3 protein-coding genes are annotated in these 1,915 nt (G+C 62.8%); all 3 read left to right on the forward strand.

Annotated elements, in window-relative coordinates; translation table 11 throughout:
* Nucleotides 1-570 precede the first annotated feature (570 nt).
* Nucleotides 571-816, forward strand: coding sequence for a type II toxin-antitoxin system HicB family antitoxin (locus tag CKO31_RS25680; protein WP_200243657.1), 246 nt, complete (start codon nt 571-573; stop codon nt 814-816).
* Nucleotides 817-1,020 carry a type II toxin-antitoxin system HicA family toxin gene (locus tag CKO31_RS25685; protein ID WP_200243659.1) on the forward strand — a complete coding sequence of 68 codons (204 nt, stop codon included), beginning with the start codon at nt 817-819 and terminating at the stop codon, nt 1,018-1,020. It abuts the gene before it with no gap.
* 637 nt (nt 1,021-1,657) lie between these two features.
* Nucleotides 1,658-1,915: cold shock domain-containing protein (locus tag CKO31_RS25690; RefSeq protein ID WP_200243660.1), on the forward strand; the 258-nt coding region annotated here is incomplete at its 3' end.

A 1,915-nucleotide genomic window follows, 5' to 3' on the forward strand; every position in this document is an offset into this window, starting at 1 on the left:
GCCCCAGGAGCCCGCGGCAGCGCGCCTGTCCCGGCATTGATGGCATCGCGGCCAGAGCCTGCTCACACGGGGAGCGGTATCCCTGCCGCGACGATGCCGCTGCCCCGTCCCAATCGCATCGCAGCAAAGGCCGCTTGCACAGCCACCTGGTCGCCCCGGCAGCGCCATCCCTGTCGCAACACCCAGCCGGACACGGAGGCAAGGTCTGGAATCCGAAAGGCGCGGCAATTAAGATTACCGTCCCCGAAATTCTGCCGCGCGAGGTCGTGTGGGAGCGGCATCCCTGCCGCGACAACTAGCCTGACACACAGGGGGCATGCAGCAGGGCATGCAACAAGGCGAAGCGGCCGTTGTCCTGAGCGCCTGCAGCTCCCGCTCGCCGGCAGCGGCCACGCCGTCTGCAGCGCCAGCGGCCAGGTGGAGCTACAATGACCGAGACGCCGAGATAAGACGACGACACGCCTTGCCAACAGATCGCTGCGCTGATTTGATTGCCTGCGCGGCTTTTCGATGCAAAGGACCTCGACGAGCTTTGGTATCCTTCAGTGATAAATCTGCGTGAGGAATCCCATGCTGACTGAATACATTCAAGCGGCCTTGGCTCGCTCCGAATATAAAATGCTCGATGATCAGACGTGGTTTGCCGAAATCCCTGGATTTGACGGCGTGTGGGCCAACGCGGCGACCGTGGAGGCATGTCGTTCCGAGTTGCGCGAGGTCCTTGAAGAGTGGTTAATTCTCAAAATACGTGATCAAGACCCAATCCCCACCGTCGAAGGCCTGGATCTTGGCATCGTGGAATCCGAGGCCGCATGAATGCCCGGAGCGATCCCGCGACAGGAGTTGATTCGAAAATTCCGGGCCTTGGGGTATTCAGGTCCATTCTCGGGCAAGCGCCACCAATTTATGCAAAAGGGTAGACAAAAGATCCGAATTCCGAACCCGCATAGCGGTCAAGAGATCGGTATGGGGCTACTGGCTGAGATACTTCGACAGGCGGGCATTGAAAAATCGGTCTAGGAAGAACTGTGATATGGTCTAGTTAAACTAATCTTTGATCGCAACTGGGACAAACAGCGCATCATCGACCTATTCAGGATCATCGACTGGTTGATGCACTTATCACCAGAACTGCAACGGGCGCTCTGGCGTGGTGTCGAGCAGCGGTTGCGCACTTCTGATTCTGCGGTTCGATGACGCAGCGGAGGCGGAATTCTCAGCACTAACCGCCGGGCGTTTGCGACTCGGCTCGCAAGACACCACAATCGCTGCCATCGCGTTGAGTCGCTGAGCGATCTTGGTGAGCCGGAACCTCCAGCATTCCCAGTCGATCCCGGCCCTGCGAGTACAGGATTGGACAGTCGATGAGCCGCTTGGCTAAACCGGGCTGAGCACAAGCCCCCGTGGGAGCGGCTTCAGCCGCGACAGCCCCGCGTTCCGCAACCACCGCAGCTCGCGGCTAAGGCCGCTCCCACAAAGACCCGCGCCGCCCCCGTGCGAGCAACCTCAGCCCCGACGCGCCGCGGCGCACAGGCTTACTCGTGACACCGCTCCCGCGGTGTCACGCCTCCCCGGGCGCTCCCGCGCCCGCTCCAGTACCCGCACCAGAGCCGCAACGTGCAACAATCCGCCCAGCGCACAAATTAGGGAGACCCCCATGCCGCAAGACGCAGCCGGCCTGAGAGAAGGCCGCCTCGTCCGCTGGCGCCAAGACAAAGGCTACGGCTTCCTGCGCCCCGATGACGGCGGCAAAGACGTCTTCGTGCACGTCAGCGCCCTGCCGCAAGGCAGCGCGCCGGAGGTCGGCAGCCGCTGGGTGTTCAGCGCCGGCAACGACCCCAACGGCCGCGGCCAGCGCGCCATCAAGGCCGTACCGGCGGCGGACGCGCTCCCCGGCAGCGCCGCGCCGCCAACC

It is taken from the genome of Thiohalocapsa halophila, from assembly GCF_016583825.1.
In the GTDB taxonomy this organism is placed as follows: Bacteria; Pseudomonadota; Gammaproteobacteria; order Chromatiales; family Chromatiaceae; genus Thiohalocapsa; species Thiohalocapsa halophila.